A 24,030-nucleotide genomic window follows, 5' to 3' on the forward strand; every position below is an offset into this window, starting at 1 on the left:
TGGATTTTAAGGCACAACAAATCGAGATAAGGCATCCCGCATTTCGGCTGAAATCGGGGTGCTTTTTCGTGTCTCACGATCGACAAATACATGAACAAAATTACCCTGAGCTGCGGCTGTATCCGAATTGCGTTTAAAAATGGCCAGATCGTAGCTCAGTGATGAATTTCCCATGCTTTCAATGGCCACGCCCACTTCAATAATTTCCGGATAAGACAGTTCCTGATTAAACTGGCAGTTGGAGCTGACCACCAGCCCAATCATCGGAGAATATTTCGGATCAAAAGCCGCTTCCTGAATCAGCAGGGCATTGGCTGCGGTGTCAAAATAACTGTAATAAGTCACATTGTTGACGTGGCCATACAGGTCATTGTCTGCCCAGCGGGTCTGAATGGGCAAGAAAAAGGCATAGTGTTCGCGTTGTTTGATCGTGGCTTTCATCAGGATTCGCTCCTCAGCTAGACAAGGCTTAGGTGGAAATAGATTTAGGCATAAATCGCCTGATAAATCTGGTAAGCATCATCCAGCTTGAGTTCGCGTGGATTGTTCTGCAACAGCCGGCTTTGTTGCATGGCATCTTCTGCCATAACCATCAACATCTGTTCTGGTACATTCAACTGCTTTAATTTTAAGGTTAAGCCGCTCTGTATCAGATGATTATTAAAATGATCAATAAAAAGATCGGTCAGTCCATCATGACAACCTTTACTATGTGGATCTAACCAGGTCATCAATTCGGCATAGAGCTGTTTGGCTACAGGTGCATTAAATTTTAAGACTTCGGTCAGCACCAAAGCATTGCTATGTCCATGCGACAGATGAAAATGCCCACCGAGTGGATAAGCCAGCGCATGCACGGCGGCAACCGGTGCGTTGGCAAAGGCTTGTCCGGCCAGCATGGAACCGACCAGCATATTTTGACGGGCATCTAGATCATGACCATCTTGCAGAACACGTTGCAAATTGGCATTCAGTAATCTTAAGGCCTGTTTGGCCAGCATATCCGAATAAGGATTTTTCTTGTGTTTTGAGGTATAGGCTTCAATGGCATGTACCATGGCATCGATTCCGGTGGCAGCGGTAATCTGTGCCGGCAAATTCCGAGTGAAAGTCGCATCCAGAATAGCAATATCGGCATAGAGAATAGGCGCGACAATGCCGCTTTTGGTGGTTTCACCTGTAGTAACAATCGAAATTGGTGTGACTTCGGAGCCCGTTCCGGCTGTGGTGGGAACCAGAATTAGAGCTAAACGTGGCCCGGTGGCATTATCGACGCCATACAGATCGGAAAGCGTCTGATGCTGCTCAGGATGCGCCAAAATCGCAATCAGCTTGGCCACATCCATCGAGCTGCCACCACCAAAGCCTAGCACCACATCAATCTTTTCCTGCTTTGCAAAAGCTGCTGCTTCAAGCACTACGTTATCGGGCGGGTCAGCCTGAACATCTGAGTAAATCACATAATCCAGACCGGCAGATTCAATAATATCCAGAATCGGCAGATGTAATTGCTGCTTCAGCATACCCGGGTCAGTCACCAGTAGAAGACGTTGATAACGGCCATTTTTTAGAATTTTAAATAATTCCTGAATCGTGCCTAGTCCGGCAATGATATTGGGGACGGTTTGAAACTGAAAACGATTCATGGCGATATCCTTGATTTTTTTATTGCAAATACGAGATTATTCTATGGTTGTGAGATAGGAATCAGTATATAAATAACTTAACATAAGAATCCTTAAAATAAAGTAGCTCTGAGGTTGTTTATGTCATCCAGAACGCCATACAAGGTGTTATGTGTTTGTTTGGGAAATATTTGCCGCTCTCCCACGGCAGAGGTGGTACTCAGACATTATTGTGATGAACAGCAACTGAATATTGTGGTCGATTCTGCTGGAACCAGTAATTATCATCCGGGCAAGGCCCCAGACCTGCGTAGCCAGCAGCATGCACTGAAACGTGGCTATGATCTGTCAACGCTTCGCGCACGTCAGCTGACCACGCATGATTTTATTGATTATGATCTGATTCTGGCAATGGATCTGGAAAACCTATCTAATATCCAGAATATACAGCGTCTGGCCGAAACTGAGTTCGGTCATTTACGTGCACGCGTTGCATTGATGAGTGAGCATGATCAGGATTATCCACAACAGGCCTTGCCCGATCCTTATTATGGCGAAGCGGATGGTTTTGAACGGGTGCTCGATCAGTGTGAGTCCAGCAGTCAGGCATGGGTTGAAATTTTCAAACAGAATGTACACAAGGTTTAAGCAATGCAGATTCAAACTCAGGTTCAACTTAAACCCTTTAATACCCTAAATTTAGAAGCCATTGCTTCACACTATGCCCATATTCAATCGACCGATGATCTGCTGGCGGCTCTGGATTTTGCTGAACAGCAACAGTTAAATGTGCTGATTCTGTCAGGTGGCAGCAATATGTTGTTGCCTGAACAGATTCACGCACTGGTTTTGCATATCGATATTCAGGGCATTGAGATGCTGGATGGCGATGATCAGTCGCAACGTTTACGCGTGGGCGGCGGGCAGGGCTGGCATGACTTCGTGCTCTGGACTACAGCACAAGGTCTGTATGGTTTACAAAATCTGGCCCTGATTCCTGGGCGTGTTGGTGCATCGCCGGTACAGAATATTGGCGCCTATGGCGTCGAAGTTGGCGAGTTTATCGATTCGGTTGCAGTCTATGATCGTCAGCTCAAACAGTTTGGCTCGATTAGCGCAGCAGATTGCCAGTTTGCCTATCGACATAGTATTTTTAAAGATGAGCCAAACCGTTATGTGATTACCCATGTGACTTTTAAATTACTGAAACAGCCAGATTTGAAACTGAATTACGGTGACTTAAAGACAGCCGTCGGTGATACGCTTACAGCAGAAAACCTGCAACAGCAAGTGATTCAGATCCGTCAAAGCAAATTACCTGATCCGCAAGAATTTCCCAATGTAGGGAGTTTTTTTAAAAATCCGCTGGTAGATCAGCCGGTCTTTGACCAGATTGCGGCATCTTTCCCGAATTTACCCCATTACCAGCAAGCCAATACTCAAGTTAAACTGGCGGCAGGCTGGCTGATTGATCAGGCTGGCTGGAAGGGCAAACAGTTGGGGTCTGTCGGCATGTTTCATAAACAGGCGCTGGTCTTGGTGAATTATGGTCAGGCCTCTCTTACCGATGTGCGTAAAACTTATCGTGCAGTACAGCAGTCGGTCTGGGAAAAATTCAAGCTGCTGCTGGAACCAGAACCTGTATTGTTTGACCAAAATGGATTGATCCGTTCTCATCAGGATGAAAAATGATATGAATAAAACCCATTGGATGGTACGTTTGCTACAAGTGGTCACTGGACTGTTTGTACTATTCGGCTGTCTACTGGTGTTGGTTTATACCCCTTTTTACTCGCAAATGATCGTCAAGGGCTTAAACCAGTTTGTATCTTTAGAACTTAATGAAGTAGCAGCGCAAAGCCAGAAAATGGCAGCATTGAGCGAGCATGAAAATCTGGAACCTGGCTCCGATTTATGGATTGCCCGTCAGGCATATTTAAAGGTCATGGAAAAGGATATCCAACAAAACAATTCTGCCAACCTGATTCTGATTCAGGCACGTTATAAAGCGCTGCAACAGGTCATTGAAGAACATCAGCGTGAGCAGCAAAGTCAAAAGGCAGAGCAAAGTCCGCCTGCTCAAGTTCCATTATTATATTCACAAGTACCGACAGAGCCGGTTGATCCGACTGCAAATGTTCGGAAGTTGCTGGACTGGGACAGCAATGAAAACAAAGAACGTATTGAACAATATATTGAGTTCCTGAGTACGCATCCTATAGAACAAGAAGAGGCCAGCTCGGTACAAGAAACCGCTGAAGAGGAAATTCAGCAGGACCTGGCTTTACTACAAGATCAGCAACAAGTGAAACCGGCGAATAGCTCCCAGCCTTATGCCATTGTGGTGTTGGGTGGCGGTTTAACGCTAGATGAAAAGGGTGAAGAGATTGTGGTCAATCACTATACGCGTTTACGTCTGGAAACCACGCTGGCGGTAGAAAAACATTATCAGTTACCGATTGTGCTGAGTGGTGTAGAAGCGCCGTATATGCAGCGCTGGTTGAAAAACCACGATGTTGATGCCAAATTGCTGGAAGATCGCAGCATGAATACCTGTGAAAATACCCGTTTCAGTTCATTATTATTACAAAAGAAAGGTGGAGCACCGACTGTGATTCTGATTACGGATCGTTATCATATGCCACGGACCCGCCGTTTATTTGCTTTAAATGGCATACAAACCATTCCGGTAGAGGCACCGATGCCGAAGCCTTTGACACGATGGCGTCCAAGTGCGCAAAATTATGATCATAGTCGTCGTGCCAATTATGAAATGTTGGCGACCATGCGCGATATGTGGTTTGGATCTAGTGACTGTCGGGAGGTGCCATAATGTCTGATATCCCATTTTTAAATCCCACGATCCTGAAGCAACTTGATTTACCCATCCCAAGCCGGGATATAACGCCACAACTCTTGCCGCCGTTAAACCTGAATCGTAGTGATGAGCCGCCAATTGATCTGCAATCCTATCGCAAGCTGTATGGCTTTGATTTATTGGACTGCAAACACTGGCAAGGCTACGTACAGATGCCATTGTTTAAATTACATGTACAGGTATTTGAACCAAACCTGAAAAATACCCGCTTTGACAAGATTCAGGGCACTGCTTTCTTGCTGCATGGTTATCTGGAACATAGCGGGATTTATCAGCCGATTGTCAAAGAGCTGCTGGAGCAAGGTTTTAGTGTATTGACCTATGACCTGCCCGGACATGGTCTGAGTGATGGTTCACCTGCCAGCATTCAGAATTTTGATCATTATCAGCAGGTTTTGCATGCCGTACATCGCTATGTACAACTTGCCTCGCAATTGCCCAAACCTTGGGTGGGAATTGGACAGAGTACCGGTGGTGCAATCTGGATGCATCACTTACTCGAATTTGCACAGCGCCGCGAAAATCCTTTTGTAGAACGGGTTTTGCTGTTATCGCCGCTGATTCGTCCTGCGAAAACAGCCTGGTGGCATAACTCGGTCGGGCTGGGCATTATTAGCCGGATCAAGCGTGAAGTTCCCCGGCATTTCAGACGCAATAACCATAATCCGGAGTTTCTGCGTTTTATCCGGCTTAAAGATCCGTTACAGCCGCGGATGATGGGTATGGACTGGATTCTGGCGATGTCGCGCTGGATGCTGGAAATGGAAGCGCGTCCGGCCTGTCGTATTCCGGTCTGGCTGGCACAGGGTGCACAGGATCAGACCGTAGACTGGCGCTATAATATCGAATTTATCCGACGTAAATTCCGTCTCCAGACCTTACTGATGCTGGAAGAAGGTTCGCATCAACTGATCAATGAACGCGCGGATATTCGTGCTGCATTGACCGGCTTGATTCCTGCCTTTCTACATGCACAGGGCAGTAAAACCTATTATTGATCTACAATTCAATGTGAAAAAAGGCGTTTGATTAAACGCCTTTTCTAATTTAACTGTATTGAGTTAAAATTTATCCAGTTTAGCCAGGTTCCACATCCGGAAGTAGAAGTTCTCCTCATCCTTATTTTCACAGGATAATAATTCTCCCTCTTTCAACCAAAAATGAATCTGCGCAAAGTTCTTTATTTCGTGATTATTCACACGTTGTGCCAAGTGATGTGCCTTAATCGCCGAAGGGTGTTTCAGGCCTGCAGAAGCAATCAGTTCAGACAAGGCGTGTAAGGTGTTTTTATGATAATGAAATACGCGTTCTGCTTTGGTGGGCACATGTAAGGCCTTTTGACGATCTTTATCCTGTGTGGTGACACCTACAGGACACTGGTTGGTATGACAGCTTTGAGCCTGAATACAGCCGACGGCAAACATAAAACCACGTGCCGAATTCACCCAATCTGCCCCAATCGCGAGCGTGCTGGCAATATCAAATGCACTAATAATTTTACCACTTGCACCAATTTTGATTTTATCTCTTAAACCTGCACCAACAAGGGTATTATGCACAAATAGTAAACCTTCTCTTAGGGGTGCACCGACAAAGTCGATTAACTCAATGGGTGCAGCGCCCGTTCCACCTTCAGAGCCATCGACGACGATGAAATCGGGATAAATCTGGGTGTGCAGCATGGCTTTGACCATACTCATAAACTGCCAGGGCTGCCCCAGACATAGCTTGAATCCGACCGGTTTTCCGTTGGAAAGTTCACGTAATCGTTGGATGAAATTCATCATTTCAATCGGGGTGCTAAAGGCGGGATGACTAGAGGGTGATACGCAATCATGTTCACGGCTGATGCCCCGGATTTGGGCAATTTCTTCCGAGATCTTGCTTTTAGGTAAAATACCGCCATGTCCGGGTTTAGCCCCTTGTGATAACTTGATTTCAATCATTTTTACTTGCGGTAATTTGGCTTGTGCCGCAAAGCGTTCCGGATCAAACTGTCCATCTAAGGTACGGCAGCCAAAATAACCACTGCCAATTTCCCAGACCAGATCGCCCCCATATTCAAGATGATAGGGGCTGATACTGCCTTCACCGGTATCATGGAAAAAATCACCTTTTTGAGCACCGAGATTCAGCGCACGGATTGCATTGGCACTCATACTGCCAAAGCTCATGGCTGAAATATTTAAAATGGAAGCAGAGAAGGGCTGTGTACATTGCTCATTGCCGATCAGGATACGGAACGTTTGTGGATCGGCCACCTTACATGGCGTCAAAGAGTGACTGACAAATCTATAATTGTCTTCATAGACATTGAGAATTGAACCGAAAGGTTTATCTGAATTTTCATTTTTCGCCCGCTGGTACACCAGACTACGTTGCATACGGGAGAAGGGCAGTGCATCGCGGTCGGCTTCAATAAAATATTGACGAATCTCCGGACGAAATTCTTCGAAGATAAAGCGGAAATGTCCCATGATGGGGTAGTTTTTCAGAATAGAATGCTTGTTTTGCAGTACATCATACAAACCCAACAGGCTCAGGAGAATACTCAGAATCCACAGGGTATTCACCAAAGTTTGCGGCATAAAATAATAGATATAACGCGGCGAATAACCGATATGGAATGTGGTAAAAATCACTGCAATCAGAATGCAGGCAAACCAGACTGAATGGCGGGAAAAGAAAGTATTGAGCAGCTTGTGACGTACTAATTGAGCAGGGTTAGCCATTGTAAAATTAAGTCCCTATTTCTACTTCTATAGGGCTTTATGATGTGCAGAGCCAGGTATCTTATGCAAGCATAGAATTGTTATTCAATTTTATAAACTTGCCAAAAATCATACCCAGACAGGCAATCAGTCAGTAGCAATTGCAGATAAATTTTGCGGAAAAATTCCTATAGAAAAAATATGCAAAGCACATATATTCTATTTATTTCACAGGCAGTGTGAATGCTTTTATAGTCGATTTATCACCCATACAGGAGTTATAAACCATGACAAAAAAATCCATTCGCTTTAATAATGCCGAACTGGCTTGCTCATGTCTCAGTTCTGTTTAAATATTGAGGTTTCATCCAATCTGCATTTCGGGGTATTAGAGAAAAGCAGGTTGGTACAACGGTAGACCACCAGAACAATCATAAAAATACAAGCATAATTCTCCAATCCCCAATCTGGGGATTTTTTTATTCTGGAATTATTAAAGCTGAATGAAATCCATTTGGTTAAGGGTTTTCCTCATCCATCTGGCTAACTGCATTGGACACCATACTGGGTTCAATATGTTTAATCTTTTTACCAAAGCTGCGCAGCCACCACACCAGTTGTGAAGTAAAAGGAACCGTTGCACTAATCAGCGACATACCATTGTCCAGTTTTTCAATCTTCTGATCTTTACTGAGCTGACTTTCCTCAAAATAATGTGCATCCGATTCCGACATGCTCAGTTTTAGCATGACATTTTCAGTAGGGTGATTGAAATCCACCCGGAAGCCCAATGCACCAGAATCGATATAGTCATCAATATCAAAATTCACCGGATGCAGGGCACGTGAATTGAGAACTACTGCCGATTTAAAACGGTGCAGGGCAAAGGTCTGAATATCAGATTTGTCATGACGGGTACAGACCAGATAAATGATGGAGCCTTTTTGCACCAAAGCCAGTGGATTGAGGATATAAGTCTTTTCTTCGCTGTTGTGACCGCGGCCCTGATAGACACATTCCAGCTGTTTGTCCTGCAACAAGCCTTCATATACCGCCTGCTGTGCAGTCTTATCCACGAAAGGTGGAATGAGCGGTTGGGTGGCTGGCACAATCCGTACCCGATTAATCCATTGGCGGACATTGTTTTGCGAGGACAGACTGCGGCGTGCCAGATCAAACCAGGGATTCATTTCTTCGATCAGGCTCGGTGGCAGCAAATGTTTTAAATGTTCTTCGACCATCATAAAGGTGACCGCCTGTGAGCTGGTCATATGCGGCAAGCTTTGCAGCGGTGCATCTGAGCGCCAACGCCAGCCTTGTGGTGTGGTCTTGCTGCTTTCGATTGGAAAGCGCTGCGCAATCTGGTTCAGGTCACGCTGAATGGTACGCAGGCTGATATCAATTCCTTCGCGATTCAAGATTTCCTGTAATTCACGTGTTCCCATCCATTTGCCGGTAGAAAGACGCGACAAGATTTGCCATTGGCGATACAGGCTATTCGAGGTTTCTTTTTCTTGTGCTGACATAATTTATTTTGCTGGCGATAAAGAGGATGGGATTTAGGCTTAGACTAACACAATAAAAAAACTCTCATTTTTTCGCAAGTCTTTCTGCGCAACAATTGTCCTACAAACTAAAAACAACTTGGTAAGAAATGGCATTGAGTTCAGGGCGCATTTATTAGATTAATGGTAGTCGCAATATAGGTTCAATGGCATGGATATTGCTTTGATTTAATTATAATAGATGATAAGACGAGGTTTGTATGCTTAAAGGAAATCGGGATACAAATGTAATTGAAAAAATTGATAATTTTAGTTCCCAAAATCTTGGGAAAAATTTTATAGAGGCTAAAACAGCAACGGTATCGACTACAGCAAATCCACAACTTTTATTTCAACAGTTGTCTTCAAAATTCTTTAATGAAATGCAGGATGAGCAAGTCATGTCCAGTCAGGCAAGTCAAAGACTGGAAGAATGGTTATCCCAACACACGCTGGATGAATTGAATGCTCTGAATCAGGTGGCAAAAGAACATTTTTTACATCATGGCATTAGCTTTACGGTTTACGAAGATAAAGAGGGGGTAGAGCGAAGCATTCCTTTCGATATCATTCCACGAGTGATTGACCGCAAACAGTGGAATATGGTGGCTCTGGGGTCGGCACAACGCGTGCGCGCACTGAATCTGTTTTTACATGACATTTATCATCAACAGGATATTTTAAAAGCCAATATCATTCCTGAACTCCAGATTTTGACGCATGAGGCTTATCAGCCGCATATGTATCAACATAGCCTGAAAGGCAGGATTTATAGCCAGATTAGTGGCATTGATGTAATACGTGATTCCAAGGGCGAATTTTATGTCTTGGAGGACAATCTTAGAACGCCATCGGGTGTCTCTTATATGCTGGAATGCCGTAAGATTAGCCAAAAGCTGATGCCGAAAATATTTGAACAGTCCAAGATTGCTGGAATTGAACAATACCCGCAGCTTTTAAAAGAAATCCTGATCGAAAACGCCCATGTCGACAAACCCTTTGTCGTAGTGCTGACGCCGGGGCGTTTTAATAGTGCTTACTATGAGCACGCCTTTCTCGCAAGAGAAATGAATGTACCGTTGGTAACATCACGTGATCTTTTTGTTGATGACTCGAAGGTTTATGTAAAAACTATACGTGGTCGCCAAAGAGTCGATGTTATTTATAGACGGGTCGATGATGCTTATCTCGATCCATTATGCTTTAAACCGGAGAGTACCCTGGGTGTACCTGGCTTAATGTCAGCTTATTTACAAAATAATGTCCTGATTGCCAACGCACCGGGTACAGGTGTCGCAGATGATAAATCGATTTATCCATATGTCGATAAAATGATTCATTTTTATTTGGGTGAACAGCCAATACTAAAAAATGTTCCGACGTATCAATGTCGTAATCAGCAAGATTTAAGCTATGTGTTGGCCCATCTGGACCAGCTGGTGGTAAAAGAAGCTCAGGGTTCGGGTGGTTATGGCATGCTGATTGGGCCACAGGCTTCGAAACAGCAAATTGAATTTTTCAGGGAGAAAATTTTAGCTGCGCCGCATTTGTATATTGCGCAGCCAACTTTGGACTTATCGGTTAGTCCGACTTTGACCAATTTTGGTATTGCTGAACGTCATATTGACTTGCGCCCATTTGTCTTAAGCTCGCCTTACCGTACTGAAATTGTGCAGGGTGGCTTGACACGTGTAGCGATGCAGCCCGGTTCACTGGTGGTGAATTCATCACAGGGTGGCGGTATTAAAGATACCTGGGTAGTCGACAATTTACATTCATAATATTCCAAAGAAGGAAAATGTCATGGTTTTGCTGAATAGCAATGCACAACATATTTTTTGGTTAGGGCGTTATTTATCTCGCACTCATTTTTTATGTGCGCGCTTTCCATTTTTAGAAGACGAAGCAGCTGTGGCCTATGCCCATGCTTTTTGTTTACCCGCTTTTGATGCCAGTTCCTTAAATGAATTGGTACTAGATTCAACTCAGACCGCATCTTTTAGCCAGCAGTTTAAAGTGGCTAAAGATAATATTCAGGAACTACGCGGAGTATTGTCTGCATCAGGCTATGCAGAACTAATGAAACTGATCAAAACTGCAGACAAAAATGCTGGTTATATTTGTGAAGTGGTGACTGAATGTGAAGATATTCTGGAAGCTGAATCTGCCGATATTTTTCTGTTCTTTAGCCTGGGACAATGTGTCGAACAGCTCGATCATCAGTTACGACTCGGTGAAGAAACCAGTACGACACTGTGCAAGATTGATGATGTAGTCAGAATTCTAGTGGAAATGGGCTGGGGTGATCTGGAGCAATACTGGGAACAGTTGCGTACAGAGCCGAACCGGATTCAGTTCTATCAGTTTAGCGACCATATTCATCAACTGTTTGAGGCAGATGTATGAAATTGATGGTGAATCACCAAACGCATTATATGTATACAGCTGAGGTGAGGAACAGTATTCAGTACATCAAAATGATGCCATCGAGCAATGCGCATCAACGGGTGCATTCCTGGGATATTAGTGTACCGGGGAATAAAGAAATCCGAAAAGATGCCTTTCATAATCTGTGGATGACCTGTAACCAGCGTGAACCTTATTATTCCTTAACGATCATGGCGCAAGGGATTGTCGAGCTGAATCCCGCGCATCAGACTGGACTGAATGATTCAATCAATCCCAATATTTTTTTACAGCCAACTGAATCAACGCAATGTAATGCAGCAATGAAAGATTTTGCACAAGCTCATGTCCCTGCATTAAACCGTCAACATCTGATTGGACTGGCACAGGCCTTGCTGGAACATGTCCCTTATATTTCCAATAGCACTTCAGTGCAAGGCTCTGCCATAGATGCCTTTGAAGCACGTCAGGGGGTCTGTCAGGATCATAGTCATATTTTCATTGCCATGTGTAAATATCTGGGCTTGGCTGCCCGCTATGTTTCTGGCTATTTATATGCACAAAATGCTTCACATCTGGCCAGTCATGCCTGGGCAGAGGTGTTTGTAGAGCAGACATGGTATTGTTTTGATGTGAGTAATCTGCTGTTTAGTCCAAGCTCGCATATTTATGTGGCCATTGGGCGGGATTATTGGGATGTAGCACCGGTACGTGGTGTGAGGGAGAAGGGCGGGGTGGAATCCATGCATTCCATTGTTCAGGTACTAGGATGTTAATAAGGACAAAAGAATGACGTATTGTTGTGCGCTACGTTTAGAGCAAGGTATGCTTTTTATTAGTGATACACGGACCAATGCCGGAGTAGATCATATTTCTGTCTTTCGCAAACTGTATACCTTTGGTATTCCTGGGGAGCGTATGATCGTCATACAGGCCTCCGGAAATCTGGCCACAACACAAGCCGTAATTGGGCGTATCAAAAATCAGCTAGAATTGAAGCAGGAACCCAATATACTCAGTCTGCATACCATGTTTGATGTGGCTGAACTGATCGGGAGCACGCTTAAGAGAGTCATCGCCAATGTCACCAGCGACATTTTGGAACAGAGTAATTATTATTGTAATTTACTGGTGGGTGGTCAGCTCAAAGATCAAGAAATGCAGCTCTATCATGTGTATCCGCAAGGAAATTTTATCTGTGCCACGCGGGATACGCCGTATTTCCAGATTGGCGAGAGTAAATATGGCAAGCCGATATTGGATCGCGCCTTGACTTATGATATGCCGCTGGATGAAGCTCTGCGTTGTTCGCTCATTTCATTTGCATCGACCTTACGTTCCAATGTATCGGTCGGTATGCCACTCGATGTGCTGGTGTATAAAAAAGACAGTTTAATGATGCCGAGGGGTAAACGTATTGCCGAAGATGATGAATATTTCACGTCGATCAGCCGGCAATGGTCAGACACCTTGAAAAAAGGACTGGCAGCGCTACCTGTTCCATCGAATGAATATTTTCTGTAAAAGGTATTCTGGTTCAGTTTTTTCGCGTACAGTATGAACTTCTGTGCACCAGCATAATAAAAATAGATAAGTTAGCGCATGTACCAATTTTGTTACGCCAGTAAAAGTACGTCTTCTAAAGTTGATTTGCTTGAAGATCTGACCAATATCCTGAAAGAAGCACGTGATTTTAATCATCGCTATCAAGTCACAGGAGTGCTGTATTTTGCCGATGGTTATTTTTTTCAATGTCTGGAAGGTGAGTGTTTAACCTTAAAAAGTCTGCTGCTCGAGAGACTCAATAAAGATCCTCGCCATCATGATATTAAATTGTTTGAGACCAAGGAAATCGAATATCCGAGTTTCCCCGACTGGTCGATGAAGTATATTTCTAAACGCAGTCAAATCCAGCAATTCTGTCAGGACATGGGATTTAATGACTTTAATCCTTTTGCCTTTCAGCAACATCATGTCGATGCTTTATTAGAGAAATTGAGTTTAGAGCAGGCTGAAGAACAAAAATCAGCTTAAATAAAAAGCCCAACTTCTGTTGGACTTTTTTGGCTCTGAGGATCAACTCAAATAACTTTACGTAGCGGACGATGACTGAGTCTGCATAACAGTTCATAACCAATGGTGCCATTGGCTTCAGCAACATCATCGACCAAACGGGTATTCCCCCAAAGTTCGACTTGAGTACCAGGTTTTACCTGCATAGCAGTTACATCAATCGCGATCATATCCATTGCTACACGACCAATGACACGCGTTTGCTGGCCATTAATCGCCACATAGTTCTGTTTCAGGAAAGCACGAGGGTAGCCATCACCATAGCCAATTGAAACAATCGCAAGTGTCATGTCTTGCTCAGCTGTAAATGTTGAACCATAACCGACATGCTCACCTGCCTTGATATGGTTGAGCGCAATCACTTCGGCAGTAAAGGTCATGACTGGTTTTAAATCCAGATCATGCACATCACGATCTGCAAATGGAGTCGCGCCATAAAGCATGATCCCGGGACGGACAAAATCAAAATGCAATTCTGGATATTTATAAATGGCTGCTGAATTACAGCATGAACCCATCAATGGTGCACAGTCATTTTTAATTTCTAAGAATTGACGGATTTGTTCATCATTCAGCGGGTGATCAGCATCGGCATTGGCAAAATGCATCGCCAAAACACAAGTAAAACCTTCAGCTTTGAGTTGATTGATAACGTCTTTAATTACATCAATTTTAAAGCCAAGACGGTTCATCCCGCTATTCAGCTTGACCCAGACTTTCAGGTCTTTGGCGATATAAGCATCTTTATGTGCCAAGAGCCAATCGACCTGTGCCTGCTGATGCACAATCACTTCAATATTCTGATCAATCACGATTGGCATTTCGTCTGCAACAAAAACACCTTCGATGAGCGTGATCGGCTGTTGATAACCCAATTCACGAATTTCCAGGGCTTCTTGTAAGCATGCGACACCAAAAGCATCGCTTGCACTTAAGGCTGCTAGGCAGTCTTTAACTCCATGTCCGTAAGCATTGGCTTTGACCATACTGACGATTTTAGCGGTTGGGGCAAGTTGTTTGACACGGTTTAAATTATATTGCAGTGCTGCACTGTCAATATAAACTGTAGCTTGGCGCACCCTAAATTACTCCTGGAGGGACGATGGAAATCTGATGATTGAGCTTGTTTACTCTTCATCATCATACTGAGCATAAAACTCAGGTGAGAGATTACTAAAACGGGTATATTGACCTTCGAAAGCCAGACGTACCGTACCAATCGGGCCGTTACGCTGCTTACCAATAATAATTTCAGCAGTGCCGGCTTCCTTTGATTCCTTGTTATAAACCTCGTCGCGGTAAATGAACATGATCAAATCGGCATCCTGCTCGATTGCACCGGATTCACGTAAATCGGACATCACCGGGCGTTTATTGGGGCGGTTTTCCAGGGCGCGGTTTAACTGGGAAAGTGCAATGACAGGGCACTGCATTTCTTTAGCCAGTGCTTTTAAGCTTCGTGAAATTTCCGAAATCTCACCGACACGGTTGTCGCCCATACCGGGTACTTTCATCAACTGAAGATAATCGACCATGATACAGCCGAGTTTGCCACCATGCATTTTGGCAATACGACGGGCACGGGAACGTAATTCAGTTGGTGGCAGGGCAGAGGAATCATCGATATACAGGTTTTTTTCCTGTAAATGCACAATGGTACTGGTCACTTTAGACCATTCATCACTGTCCATTTTACCGGCACGTAAATGCCCCTGATGCACACGGCCAAACGATGAAATCAAACGCATGGCAATCGAATCCGCTGGCATCTCCATGGAATAGACCAGCGCCGGCAGGTTGTTATTAAATAAAACGCTTTCGACCAGGTTCATGGCAAAGGTGGTTTTACCCATGGACGGACGCGCCGCGACAATAATCAGGTCGCCGGATTGCATGCCGGAAGTTTTGTTATCCAGTTCCACAAAACCAGTAGTTAAACCGGTAATGCTGCCTTCCATTTGCGACAGTTCATTTAATTTATCAAATACGTCTGCGACCACCGAGTTGATCGGCTTAGGGCCTTGCGCTTTGGCATTGTTATTATGCTGTTCAGCAATTGAGAAAATATTCGTCTCAGCCAGATCCAGAATTTCACTCACTGTGCGGCCTTTGGTGTCATAGGCATTTTGTAAAATTTCGGAGCTGACTTTAATCATGCTACGCAGGGTAGAGAATTCTTTAATTTTGCCTGCATAGGTTTCCAGATTATAGAAACTTGATGGCGAATCTGCCATCAGCTGCATCAGATATTCTTCACCACCAATGGCATCGAGTAAATTCTGTTTGATGAGCCAGTCATGCACCAGAACCGCATCATAAGGTGAGTTTTCTTTAGAGAGCTGCTCAATGGCACGGAAGATATATTTATGTCGGGTCGCATAAAAATCATTTTCAGTCAGCACATCACCGACCTGTTCAAAAGATTCGGCAACGGTCATTAATGCAGCAAGTACGGCTTGTTCAATCGCTAAATTGTGCGGTGGAGTACGAAATTCCTTGAGATTGCTGTTCTCAGTACTGATTTCGATATTAGCGCTGGTCGGCTTTTTGCTGGCATTCGCCTGTGACATATAAATCCCTGATTTTAAATACAATGGTTAAACATTATCGGAGATGAATAGCTTTTATTCACTACGACATGAAATCATACGCGTTCTGAAATCAAATGCGAAGGGTAAATTTTCATTTGTATGGGTAATAAAATAATTTTTAAGCAGGAGATACCTGTCATTTTTTTATAGATAAAAAAAGAGCATGCTTTCGCATGCTCTTTTTGAGGCGAGAAATTACTCAGCTACGATAGTAACCAGAACTTCTGCAGTAACATCATGGTGCAATTGGATTGCGATGTTAAATTCGCCAGTGTGACGAAGTGCGCCATTTGGAAGACGTACTTCTGCACGGTCTACTTCTAGACCAGCATTTGTCAACGCGTCAGCGATGTCACGAGTACCGATAGAACCGAATAGTTTACCTTCGTCACCAGCTTTCGCAGTGATTACGATATTTACTTCGTTCAATTGGTCAGCACGTGCTTGAGCAGCAGCTAAAACATCAGCTTCAGCTTTCTCAAGTTCAGCACGACGAGCTTCAAAAGCAGCAGTGTTTGATTCTGTTGCAGCAACTGCCATACCTTGTGGGATAAGGAAGTTACGGCCATAACCAGCTTTAACTGATACTTTATCGCCTAGTTTACCTAGGTTTTTAATGCGTTGTAATAAGATAATATCCACAGCTCAACCTCACTTATGATTGTCAGTGTAAGGGATCAAAGACAAGAAGCGAGCTTGTTTAATAGCTAGCGCCAATTGACGTTGGTAACGAGCTTTAGTACCTGTAATACGGCTAGGAACAATCTTGCCGTTTTCAGTGATGTACTGTTTTAAAGTGTCGATATCTTTGTAGTCGATGTACGTAACGTTCTCAGCTGTAAAGCGGCAGAACTTGCGACGACGGTAAAAACGTGCCATGTTATGTTCTCCTTAAGCTTCAGCAGAGTCTTGAGCGTGTTGTGCTTCTTCACGTTGAGCTTTACGCGCACGTTTTTCTTCAGCACTTTTCGCCAATAGTGACTCTTCAGTGATTGCGTTTTCACGACGGATGATAAGGCTACGAATGATTGCATCGTTATAACGGAACAATTCTTCAAGCTCATCAAGAGTAGTCTGACCACACTCAACATTCATAAGAATGTAGTGAGCTTTGTGGATCTTGTTGATTGGGTAAGCCAATTGACGACGGCCCCAGTCTTCAAGACGGTGGATTTGACCTTCAGCTTCTTTGATGTGAGTTAGGTAGCGTTCTACCATACCAACGACTTGATCGCTTTGATCAGGGTGTACTAAAAGTACGATTTCGTAATGACGCATTGTCAGCTCCTTACGGTTTGGACAGCCCCAATTTAAGTAAATTGAAGCAAGGAGTCACAACCAAGGTTGTGTCGCAGTGTTTGCGAAGGGTGAATTGTAGAGATTTTCGAGGATAATTTCAACCAGATAAGCCATTTTTGTGAAATTATATCTATTGCCAGATTCTCTTATCAAAAAATCGTTATATTTTTAATCAGGCTTAAACTGCTTAAATTTATTAAATATACTGTTGATCATATCAACCGACTCTTTCTAGGCAGGAATTGGCCTAAACCTATGAATGTGACTCTAAAACAAAAATGAGTGAATTTCACAGAAGATAAGAAAGGAGGGGACGAGCGCTTAAAGCTGAAATTTTGATTCTGCAAACAGATGCTCGGAGTGGGGGGATAAAATCAAAATAAAAAAAGATAGAGGCGAACTCTCTATCTTTTTAAAAAAACACTATCTGTGTAGATGGCGCAGTTGAAGTAAAGCTAAATACAATACTGATCACGGTAATCAGGATGACAGAGAACAGAAAATATTTCTTTGCCCAAAGCTGATCATTTTCAGCTTTAAATCCAATGACACCGATATACAACCAGTAAATGCACAATAGATTTAAAATGACTGCATACAACCAATTGGCATAGCCATATACAAATAATGCATTCATGGTCAGGGTGAATAACACCACATACAAAAGTGATTCGATCTTGGTACGATGAATCGAGCGCGCCACAGGCAAAATGGGAATGCCTGCATTTTTGTAATCATCAAAGCGGTAAACCGCAATTGCCCATGAGTGAGGCATTTGCCACAACGCATAACCTAAAAAGATCAGTAATGCACCCAGGTCAAATTGATTGGCCACAGCGGTATAGCCAATGACAGGCGGAGCTGCACCAGAAATACTGCCGACTACAGTTTGATGAATTGTGGTTCGTTTTGTCCATAGGCTGTAGAAACCAACATATACAACAAAACCAATCACCGCGAAAAGAAAAGCGTACGCATTTACCCAGAACCATAAAATGCTAAAACCAATGAGGCCTAAGACCAGAGCAAAAGCCAGGGCAACAGGTTCAGAGATGGTTTTGATGACCAGAGCACGATTTTGTGTGCGCTGCATTTTTTGGTCGATGTCCTGGTCAATCACGTTGTTGACCACACATCCTGATGCTACGACAAGCGTAGTACCGAGAAGGGTAATAAGCAGGAGAAGGAAATCTACAGAACCTTGAGTGGCTACGAAGTAGCCACCCAAAGTGGTAACAAAGTTACCGAAGAGAATTCCTGGCTTAGTCAGGAATAAATACTTTTTCAACATGACGACCAGTTTAGATCATCATGTTGTAGTGTAGGTAATTCATGATCCATACAGAACCTACTAAAAGAATAGCGATGGTTAAGATGGTATACACGAACGCAATCACGTTCCAGCGTTGCTCTGAAGAAGAGTTCATATGCAGGAAGTAAATTAACTGCACAAGAATCTGAGCAACCGCAGTAATCGCAATTACTGCAATCAAGATACCGCGTTCAAAACCGCCTGCCATCACCATACCGAATGGAATTACGGTAAGGATGACAGAAAGTACGAAGCCAATTGTATATTGCTTAACGTTACCGTGTGATGCACCAGCTGAGTTGTGATCGTGACTCATTACAGAACTCCCATCAAGTAAACTACGCTGAATACACAGATCCAAACGATGTCAAGGAAGTGCCAGAACAAGCTTAGGCAAGCTAGACGACGCGTGTTTGCAAGAGTCAAACCATATTTCTTGATTTGAACCATTAACACGATCATCCAGACCAGACCAGAAGTTACGTGAATACCGTGCGTACCTACCAAGGTAAAGAACGCAGATAAGAACGCACTTGTGCTTGGACCGTGACCCGCATGAACTAAGTGATTGAACTCATATAGTTCCATGCCGATGAAGATAGCACCGAATACCCAAGTAATCGCTAACCAAGTCAGTACTTTTGCAACGTCTTTTTTGTATGCAGCAAGAACTGCAAAACCAAAGGTTACAGAAGAGATCAAGAGAGCGAAGGTTTCAGTCAGAACGAAACCTAAAGAGTCGCCAAACAGGTCTCTCGCACTTGGAGTACCCACAGGAATGTGGCTACTTAAAACAGCGAACGCAATGAAGAGTGTACCGAACAGGACAAGGTCACTCATCAAGTAAGTCCAGAAACCAAAGACGGTGATGTCAGTATCATCGTGATGATGCTCATCGTGTCCGTGGTTATCGTGATGAAGTACTTCAGCCATTGTCTTAGTCCTTCTTCAAGTGTTTTTCAAGAATCGCATAGCGTTCGTTTTCAATACGCTCAACTTCAGCAGCAGGAACATAGTAATCCACTTTCTTGGTGAAAGAAGACACGATGAAGCTAATGATAGAAGCAATGAACGTAACAACTACTAACCACCAGATGTGCCAGATTAAACCGAAGCCCATTACAGTGATGAACATCGCGATAACGAAACCAGCAGCACGATTCGTTGGCATATGGATATCTTCATACTTCGTTGGTTTTGCATATGCAACACCATTTTCTTTCTCAACCCAGAAAGTATCAATACCATTGATCTTTGGAAGATGAGCAAAGTTATAGAACGGAGCAGGAGAAGATGTCGACCATTCAAGCGTACGGCCATCCCATGGGTCGCCAGTCAAATCTAGACGTTGGTCACGTTGTAAGAAACCAACCACGATTTGCATAACGAAACATACGATACCAAGTGCAACAAGAACTGAACCGAACATCGCGATATTTACATATGGGTCCCAATCTGGGTTGTCAAATGTATTCAGACGACGAGTCATACCCATGAAACCAAGGATATAAAGTGGCATGAATGCAAAGTAGAAACCGAAGAACCAGAACCAGAATGCTGCTTTACCCCAAGTTTCATTCAGTCTCCAACCGAACATTTTCGGCCAGTAGAAGATGATACCTGCGAACATCGCGAATACTACACCACCAATAATTACGTTATGGAAGTGAGCAATCAGGAATAAAGAGTTGTGTACCAAGAAGTCCGCTGGTGGAACTGCCATCAATACACCTGTTAAACCACCGATACCGAAAGTCACAAGGAAGCCAAGTGTCCATAGCATTGGGGTAGTGTAAACAATACGACCCTTGTACATGGTGAACAACCAAGAGAAGATCTTCACACCTGTAGGAATCGCAATAATCATGGTCATGATACCGAAGAACGCGTTAACGTTGGCACCTGCACCCATGGTAAAGAAGTGGTGAACCCATACAACGAATGACAATACTGTGATTGCTACTGTTGCATACACCATTGATTTGTAACCGAACAATGCTTTGCGTGAGTAAGTCGCAACAACTTCTGAGTAAATACCAAAGGCTGGTAATACCAAGATATACACTTCTGGGTGACCCCAAGTCCAAATCAGGTTTACATACAACATTGGGCTACCACCCAGGTCATTTGTAAAGAAGTGGAAATCGAAGTAACGGTCAAGCGTTAGCATTGCAATTGTTGCAGTCAACACCGGGAAAGCCGCAATAATCAATACTGCTGTACATAAAGATGTCCAGGTAAAGATTGGCATTTCCATGAGTTTCATGCCAGGCGCACGCATTTTGATGATGGTAACAAAGAAGTTAACACCCGTTAATAGCGTACCTAGACCTGAAATTTGCAGTGCCCAGATGTAGTAGTCCATACCTACGCCTGGAGAATATTCGATACCTGACAGTGGAGGGTATGCCATCCAGCCTGTTGCAGCGAATTCACCTAACGCAAGTGAAACCATCATCAGACCCGCAGCGCCGGCAAATAACCAGAAGCTGAGTGAGTTCAATAATGGGAATGCAACGTCACGTGCACCGATTTGAAGCGGCACAGAGATGTTCATTAAACCAACTACAAGACCCATTGCCACGAAGAAGATCATGATCACGCCATGCGCGGTAAAGATCTGGTCGTAATGCTCAGGGTGTAAATAACCTTCGCCGCCACCTTTTGCAAGGAACTGCTGAAGACGCATCATGATCGCATCGGCGAAACCACGCACCAGCATGATCACAGATACGAAGATATACATGATACCAATTTTTTTATGGTCTACAGATGTGAACCATTCGTTCCACAAGTAGCCCCATTTTTTGAAGTAGGTAATACCAGCAACAACTGCGATAGCACCCAAGATCATCATTGCAACAGTTGCCAATACGATTGGATCGTAAGGAATTGCATCTGGACCTAACTTACCTAAGAAGCTCATGTCTTATTCTCCTTGAGAAGCAGTCGCATGTTCACCTGCTACATGAGCTTCAGAAGCAGATGCTTCCTGAGCAACAGCATCAGTCGCTGCAGCTTCTACAGGAGCTGTATGATCAGCACCGTGGTAGTTACTCATATAGTTGTGAATCACAGATTCAAACAAACCAGACTCGACAGAAGAATAATAAGTCACAGGATGTGGCTGAGTCTTATATGGGCCTTCTGCTTGTGCAGTTTCAGCAAGTCGTTTCTCTAAATCTGTTCTTGCATTACGAACCATTGCATCAATTTGTTTTTGTGAACGGTTGCCGTCACGTAAGGTCGCAAATTCAGCTTGGTCTAAAACAGTTTTTTGAACTGCAACAGGATTTACTGAAGTACCATTACCTGATTGAACTGCAGCAACCCATTCAGCGAATTGAGCATCAGTCACAGAATGTGCACGGAAGCGCATTTGTGAGAAGCCATAGCCTGAATAGTTTGAAGAGAAACCACGATAACCTTCAGCTGGACTCGTTTCATCAGCTAAGAAGTTAAGGTGAGTTTGCATGCCTGCCATTGCATAAATCTGACCACTTAACGCCGGGATGAAGAAAGAGTTCATCGTGAAGTTAGACGTGATACGAAGGCTTACCGGAGTTTTCTCTGGGAAACGCAATTCGTTAATTGTTGCAATGTTTTGCTCAGGATAGATGAAGATCCATTTAAATTGTTCAGCAATAACTTGAACAGTTAATGGTGCTTTATCTGCTTCAATTGGACGGTATGGGTCATACTTGTGGGAACCCCACCAAGTTAACCAAGCTAAAATACCAATAATAATGACAGGAATACCCCATACCACAATTTCAATCGCAGTAGAGTGTGTCCATGTAGGTTTATAGTCTGCGTCTTTATTCGATGCACGATATTTCCAACCGAACCATAATGCCATGATGATTGATGGAATAACCACCAACAGCATTAAGTAAATCGCAGTCATCATCAGGTTACTTTGACCTGCTGCAACTGGACCTTTAGAGTTCAGAAGTACCATATCACCACCACACCCGGTCAAGAGTGCAGTCATCGCAGATAAAGACAATACAGCTAAAATCGTTTGTCTCATTTTACAACCTCGGTGAAGAGTCCCATTCCCTAATTTAATATGGGATAGCGATTAAAGTGCACATGACGAAAAAGGCTGATTTTTACAAAACATCCTATTAATCATAATACACCGCTACGTTGTAGGGCATTATGCCTGAGATTGACGAACTAAGCTATATCTAAAGCCGCTTTAAATGCCTGTAATAAAAACCGATTTTGTTGCTCGGGATTTAGGAATATTTATAGGAATTTTATTTCAATTTCAAAGTTATGTAAGAAAGAATGGGATGAATATCATCCCATTTTAAGTGATTCAAAATTATTGTTTTACCACTTGAGTTTTTGCCAGTTTATCGTGTAGGGTCTGACGTTTTTTACCCAATCCGAAGGCCCAGTCAATCATTAAACTCAAGGGCATGAAGATGATATTCAGAAATATAAAGAATACGCTACGAATGGTGAAGGCACGTAATAAGCTAATTTTCTCACCAGATTCAGCATCTACAATTTTGATTTTCGTCATTTTTTTGCCAATACTTTGCCCAGATTTGGCAATAAGGTAGGCTTGAATCACCAGCATGATCAGTAAATAGACCGCAGTTGCAATCCAGGCTTGTTGAGAAAACATCTCAAACATCTGGGTTTGCAGTTGCTGCGCCATGGTAGGATCAGCATCACTGTTGAGTATCACATTCATGAACTCTTGGTTCAATTCTGCAAAGCGGACTTCCTGTTCAGGGGTGAAGAATCCAGTCAGAATAAAAGTCGCTGGTAACCAGAGTAACACGTCTACAATTTTGGCCAGAATACGGCTGGGAATACTGGCAAGTGTATTTTTTTGCGTAGTTGCTTGGGTGCGTGGTTGCGTACCAGACACTGTTATAGGCGGGTTGTTCTGGAAAGGCGTGTCAGGTGTTGCGGTTGGTGCGACATAACCCTCAGGTTGATATACCGATTTTCCCTGGGTAAGCTCACCTAAAGCTTTCCACTCTGCCATGCCTTGATGCCATGCCAAATCAGTTAGCATGACTTGCTGATTGGCAAGCATTTGATTTAATTGCTCGAGCGTATATGGACCAGCTTGTTGATTGTTTCGTGCCAAGTAAATCTGCATATAGACTGAATCTCAATATATAAATTTGAACTGATAATAGGTTGAATTAAGATTGTATTGAATTCTATTTTGAAAACAAACACCATCTTATCGTTAAGATTATAGATAAATTGAGTATTTTCAATCCTATTTATGAAGAAAATGCTTCAAATCAAAAACAGTGTAACAAGGATCGGGTGGTTTGAGTGCATCATTCAACATATCCGATTCGCTTTAATTATTGCCCTTTAAAAATGATTTTATTGTTGGCATTTGTTTGTCATTACAATTTGAATGTGGAGAAACAAAATACAAAAACTTATATTTTTAAAACTTTCAGAAGAGCGTTTTGAAATAGGCGGATTCAAGCGGCAAGTGCAACAGTATAAAAACCAGCCATAACTTCACTAGGCGTATACCAACCTAGTGTTTTTCTAGGACGATGGTTGAGTGCAAATTCTATCTGCTCTATTTGTTCGTTTGA

The 24,030-nt window shown here is 43.3% G+C and carries 24 protein-coding genes and 1 pseudogene; 9 read left to right on the plus strand and 16 right to left on the minus strand.

From position 1 onward, the window contains the following. Positions 1-6: 6 nt before the first annotated feature. Together FTU90_RS08645 and FTU90_RS08650 are read right to left on the minus strand one after the other, a co-directional pair. Entirely contained in the window at positions 7-441 is a 435-nt protein-coding gene (locus tag FTU90_RS08645; protein ID WP_005170474.1) for a thioesterase family protein, read from the minus strand. Positions 442-485: 44 nt separating this feature from the next. Next, the gene (locus FTU90_RS08650) at positions 486-1,646 is read right to left on the minus strand and encodes an iron-containing alcohol dehydrogenase (protein WP_005170476.1); all 1,161 of its coding nucleotides are present in this window, start codon (positions 1,644-1,646) and stop codon (positions 486-488) included. A gap of 120 nt (positions 1,647-1,766) precedes the next feature. Between FTU90_RS08650 and FTU90_RS08655 the strand changes: the two genes are divergently transcribed. From FTU90_RS08655 to FTU90_RS08670, 4 genes are read left to right on the plus strand one after another with little or no spacing between them, the layout of a single operon-like run. Then, complete coding sequence (locus FTU90_RS08655) at positions 1,767-2,273, plus strand: low molecular weight protein-tyrosine-phosphatase (RefSeq protein ID WP_005170478.1); 507 nt, start codon at positions 1,767-1,769, stop codon at positions 2,271-2,273. Between the two features lie 3 nt (positions 2,274-2,276). Continuing rightward, on the plus strand, positions 2,277-3,317 hold the full coding sequence (gene murB / locus FTU90_RS08660) for a UDP-N-acetylmuramate dehydrogenase (RefSeq protein ID WP_005170480.1): 1,041 nt from the start codon (positions 2,277-2,279) through the stop codon (positions 3,315-3,317). A gap of 1 nt (position 3,318) precedes the next feature. Then, the gene (locus FTU90_RS08665) at positions 3,319-4,458 is read left to right on the plus strand and encodes a YdcF family protein (protein ID WP_100535329.1); all 1,140 of its coding nucleotides are present in this window, start codon (positions 3,319-3,321) and stop codon (positions 4,456-4,458) included. After that, complete coding sequence (locus tag FTU90_RS08670; protein ID WP_180072338.1) at positions 4,458-5,501, plus strand: alpha/beta hydrolase; 1,044 nt, start codon at positions 4,458-4,460, stop codon at positions 5,499-5,501. Before FTU90_RS08665 ends, FTU90_RS08670 begins: the two co-directional genes overlap by 1 nt. A gap of 63 nt (positions 5,502-5,564) precedes the next feature. Here the strand turns inward: FTU90_RS08670 and FTU90_RS08675 are convergent, their stop codons facing one another. Both FTU90_RS08675 and FTU90_RS08680 read right to left on the minus strand, forming a co-directional pair. Then, positions 5,565-7,235, minus strand: coding sequence for an FMN-binding glutamate synthase family protein (locus FTU90_RS08675; protein ID WP_005097253.1), 1,671 nt, complete (start codon positions 7,233-7,235; stop codon positions 5,565-5,567). A 497-nt stretch (positions 7,236-7,732) separates the two neighbouring features. Then, positions 7,733-8,740, minus strand: coding sequence for a YafY family protein (locus FTU90_RS08680; RefSeq protein WP_005097252.1), 1,008 nt, complete (start codon positions 8,738-8,740; stop codon positions 7,733-7,735). 239 nt (positions 8,741-8,979) lie between these two features. Between FTU90_RS08680 and FTU90_RS08685 the strand changes: the two genes are divergently transcribed. The 5 genes from FTU90_RS08685 (at position 8,980) to FTU90_RS08705 (ending at position 13,198) form a co-directional block, all read left to right on the plus strand. Continuing rightward, positions 8,980-10,539 carry a circularly permuted type 2 ATP-grasp protein gene (locus FTU90_RS08685; RefSeq protein WP_100535296.1) on the plus strand — a complete coding sequence of 520 codons (1,560 nt, stop codon included), beginning with the start codon at positions 8,980-8,982 and terminating at the stop codon, positions 10,537-10,539. Positions 10,540-10,561: 22 nt separating this feature from the next. Continuing rightward, on the plus strand, positions 10,562-11,164 hold the full coding sequence (locus FTU90_RS08690) for an alpha-E domain-containing protein (protein ID WP_005097250.1): 603 nt from the start codon (positions 10,562-10,564) through the stop codon (positions 11,162-11,164). Then, complete coding sequence (locus FTU90_RS08695) at positions 11,161-11,940, plus strand: transglutaminase family protein (RefSeq protein ID WP_005097249.1); 780 nt, start codon at positions 11,161-11,163, stop codon at positions 11,938-11,940. The genes FTU90_RS08690 and FTU90_RS08695 overlap by 4 nt, the downstream gene beginning before the upstream one ends. Positions 11,941-11,953: 13 nt before the next feature. After that, complete coding sequence (locus FTU90_RS08700) at positions 11,954-12,688, plus strand: proteasome-type protease (RefSeq protein WP_005097248.1); 735 nt, start codon at positions 11,954-11,956, stop codon at positions 12,686-12,688. A gap of 78 nt (positions 12,689-12,766) precedes the next feature. Further along, on the plus strand, positions 12,767-13,198 hold the full coding sequence (locus FTU90_RS08705) for a BLUF domain-containing protein (protein ID WP_005097246.1): 432 nt from the start codon (positions 12,767-12,769) through the stop codon (positions 13,196-13,198). A 47-nt stretch (positions 13,199-13,245) separates the two neighbouring features. On the opposite strand, the gene alr is transcribed toward FTU90_RS08705, so the two are convergent. The 12 genes and pseudogenes from alr to FTU90_RS08765 all read right to left on the minus strand — a co-directional run. Beyond that, complete coding sequence (gene alr, locus FTU90_RS08710; RefSeq protein WP_180072340.1) at positions 13,246-14,316, minus strand: alanine racemase; 1,071 nt, start codon at positions 14,314-14,316, stop codon at positions 13,246-13,248. Positions 14,317-14,364: 48 nt separating this feature from the next. Beyond that, positions 14,365-15,807 (minus strand): replicative DNA helicase, encoded by a 1,443-nt coding sequence (dnaB, locus tag FTU90_RS08715; protein WP_180072342.1) that lies wholly within the window; start codon positions 15,805-15,807, stop codon positions 14,365-14,367. Positions 15,808-16,023: 216 nt separating this feature from the next. Further along, positions 16,024-16,470 carry a 50S ribosomal protein L9 gene (gene rplI, locus FTU90_RS08720; protein ID WP_004645413.1) on the minus strand — a complete coding sequence of 149 codons (447 nt, stop codon included), beginning with the start codon at positions 16,468-16,470 and terminating at the stop codon, positions 16,024-16,026. Positions 16,471-16,479: 9 nt separating this feature from the next. Then, a complete protein-coding gene (rpsR, locus tag FTU90_RS08725) occupies positions 16,480-16,707 on the minus strand; it encodes a 30S ribosomal protein S18 (protein WP_005097242.1) in 228 nt (75 codons plus the stop codon). A 12-nt stretch (positions 16,708-16,719) separates the two neighbouring features. Next, positions 16,720-17,106: a 30S ribosomal protein S6 gene (gene rpsF, locus FTU90_RS08730; RefSeq protein WP_004278789.1), complete on the minus strand. Its 387-nt coding sequence runs from the start codon at positions 17,104-17,106 to the stop codon at positions 16,720-16,722. Between the two features lie 433 nt (positions 17,107-17,539). Then, the gene (cyoE, locus tag FTU90_RS08735) at positions 17,540-18,418 is read right to left on the minus strand and encodes a heme o synthase (protein ID WP_005097240.1); all 879 of its coding nucleotides are present in this window, start codon (positions 18,416-18,418) and stop codon (positions 17,540-17,542) included. Positions 18,419-18,428: 10 nt separating this feature from the next. Continuing rightward, a complete protein-coding gene (locus FTU90_RS08740; RefSeq protein ID WP_005097239.1) occupies positions 18,429-18,755 on the minus strand; it encodes a cytochrome o ubiquinol oxidase subunit IV in 327 nt (108 codons plus the stop codon). Further along, complete coding sequence (cyoC, locus tag FTU90_RS08745; RefSeq protein ID WP_005097238.1) at positions 18,755-19,372, minus strand: cytochrome o ubiquinol oxidase subunit III; 618 nt, start codon at positions 19,370-19,372, stop codon at positions 18,755-18,757. Before cyoC ends, FTU90_RS08740 begins: the two co-directional genes overlap by 1 nt. Positions 19,373-19,376: 4 nt before the next feature. Beyond that, the gene (gene cyoB / locus FTU90_RS08750; RefSeq protein WP_074383225.1) at positions 19,377-21,365 is read right to left on the minus strand and encodes a cytochrome o ubiquinol oxidase subunit I; all 1,989 of its coding nucleotides are present in this window, start codon (positions 21,363-21,365) and stop codon (positions 19,377-19,379) included. Positions 21,366-21,368: 3 nt separating this feature from the next. After that, a complete protein-coding gene (gene cyoA / locus FTU90_RS08755; RefSeq protein ID WP_005097235.1) occupies positions 21,369-22,472 on the minus strand; it encodes a ubiquinol oxidase subunit II in 1,104 nt (367 codons plus the stop codon). Between the two features lie 300 nt (positions 22,473-22,772). Further along, complete coding sequence (locus FTU90_RS08760) at positions 22,773-23,567, minus strand: RDD family protein (protein WP_180001138.1); 795 nt, start codon at positions 23,565-23,567, stop codon at positions 22,773-22,775. A gap of 343 nt (positions 23,568-23,910) precedes the next feature. Then, positions 23,911-24,030, minus strand: a pseudogene (locus FTU90_RS08765) (IS30 family transposase); the annotation flags it as partial.

The organism is Acinetobacter sp. YH12200 (genome assembly GCF_013418175.1).
In the GTDB taxonomy this organism is placed as follows: Bacteria; Pseudomonadota; Gammaproteobacteria; order Pseudomonadales; family Moraxellaceae; genus Acinetobacter; species Acinetobacter pseudolwoffii.

Bases quoted from the DNA above. Each gene is read 5' to 3' on its own strand.
- FTU90_RS08645 (WP_005170474.1), bottom strand. From the start codon at position 441: ATGAAAGCCACGATCAAACAACGCGAACACTATGCCTTTTTCTTGCCC.
- FTU90_RS08650 (WP_005170476.1), bottom strand. From the start codon at position 1,646: ATGAATCGTTTTCAGTTTCAAACCGTCCCCAATATCATTGCCGGACTA.
- FTU90_RS08655 (WP_005170478.1), top strand. From the start codon at position 1,767: ATGTCATCCAGAACGCCATACAAGGTGTTATGTGTTTGTTTGGGAAAT.
- murB (WP_005170480.1), top strand. From the start codon at position 2,277: ATGCAGATTCAAACTCAGGTTCAACTTAAACCCTTTAATACCCTAAAT.
- FTU90_RS08665 (WP_100535329.1), top strand. From the start codon at position 3,319: ATGAATAAAACCCATTGGATGGTACGTTTGCTACAAGTGGTCACTGGA.
- FTU90_RS08670 (WP_180072338.1), top strand. From the start codon at position 4,458: ATGTCTGATATCCCATTTTTAAATCCCACGATCCTGAAGCAACTTGAT.
- FTU90_RS08675 (WP_005097253.1), bottom strand. From the start codon at position 7,235: ATGGCTAACCCTGCTCAATTAGTACGTCACAAGCTGCTCAATACTTTC.
- FTU90_RS08680 (WP_005097252.1), bottom strand. From the start codon at position 8,740: ATGTCAGCACAAGAAAAAGAAACCTCGAATAGCCTGTATCGCCAATGG.
- FTU90_RS08685 (WP_100535296.1), top strand. From the start codon at position 8,980: ATGCTTAAAGGAAATCGGGATACAAATGTAATTGAAAAAATTGATAAT.
- FTU90_RS08690 (WP_005097250.1), top strand. From the start codon at position 10,562: ATGGTTTTGCTGAATAGCAATGCACAACATATTTTTTGGTTAGGGCGT.
- FTU90_RS08695 (WP_005097249.1), top strand. From the start codon at position 11,161: ATGAAATTGATGGTGAATCACCAAACGCATTATATGTATACAGCTGAG.
- FTU90_RS08700 (WP_005097248.1), top strand. From the start codon at position 11,954: ATGACGTATTGTTGTGCGCTACGTTTAGAGCAAGGTATGCTTTTTATT.
- FTU90_RS08705 (WP_005097246.1), top strand. From the start codon at position 12,767: ATGTACCAATTTTGTTACGCCAGTAAAAGTACGTCTTCTAAAGTTGAT.
- dnaB (WP_180072342.1), bottom strand. From the start codon at position 15,807: ATGTCACAGGCGAATGCCAGCAAAAAGCCGACCAGCGCTAATATCGAA.
- rpsR (WP_005097242.1), bottom strand. From the start codon at position 16,707: ATGGCACGTTTTTACCGTCGTCGCAAGTTCTGCCGCTTTACAGCTGAG.
- rpsF (WP_004278789.1), bottom strand. From the start codon at position 17,106: ATGCGTCATTACGAAATCGTACTTTTAGTACACCCTGATCAAAGCGAT.
- cyoE (WP_005097240.1), bottom strand. From the start codon at position 18,418: ATGTTGAAAAAGTATTTATTCCTGACTAAGCCAGGAATTCTCTTCGGT.
- FTU90_RS08740 (WP_005097239.1), bottom strand. From the start codon at position 18,755: ATGAGTCACGATCACAACTCAGCTGGTGCATCACACGGTAACGTTAAG.
- cyoC (WP_005097238.1), bottom strand. From the start codon at position 19,372: ATGGCTGAAGTACTTCATCACGATAACCACGGACACGATGAGCATCAT.
- cyoB (WP_074383225.1), bottom strand. From the start codon at position 21,365: ATGAGCTTCTTAGGTAAGTTAGGTCCAGATGCAATTCCTTACGATCCA.
- cyoA (WP_005097235.1), bottom strand. From the start codon at position 22,472: ATGAGACAAACGATTTTAGCTGTATTGTCTTTATCTGCGATGACTGCA.
- FTU90_RS08760 (WP_180001138.1), bottom strand. From the start codon at position 23,567: ATGCAGATTTACTTGGCACGAAACAATCAACAAGCTGGTCCATATACG.